Annotated in this window: 1 protein-coding gene; it reads left to right on the top strand. The window is 66.8% G+C overall.

What is annotated here, in order from left to right; translation table 11 throughout:
- Nucleotides 1-358: TCP-1/cpn60 chaperonin family protein (locus tag AC0L17_RS34680; protein ID WP_473519021.1), on the top strand; the 358-nt coding region annotated here is incomplete at both ends.

The raw sequence follows: 358 nt of genomic DNA, 5'->3' as shown, positions 1-358 counted from the left end.
ATCCGCGTCGGCGGTGCGACCGAGATCGAAGTCAAGGAAAAGAAGGACCGCGTCGATGACGCCCTCAACGCGACCCGTGCGGCCGTCGAAGAAGGCATCGTACCCGGCGGCGGCGTCGCACTTCTGCGCGCTTCGCTGGCCATCACCGTCAGCGGCGCCAACTCCGACCAGACCGCCGGCATCGCCATCGTGCGTCGCGCGCTGCAGGCTCCGGCTCGCCAGATCGCGGCCAACGCCGGTGCGGAAGCATCGATCGTTGCCGGCAAGATCCTCGAGAACACGGGCCCGACCTTCGGCTTCAACGCCCAGACCGGCGAATATGGCGACATGATCGCCATGGGTATCGTCGATCCGGTCA

This window comes from Mesorhizobium sp. WSM4829 (genome assembly GCF_055811475.1).
The sequence above is the reverse complement of the archived record's forward strand: the minus strand, read 5'-3'. Positions and strand labels throughout refer to the sequence as shown.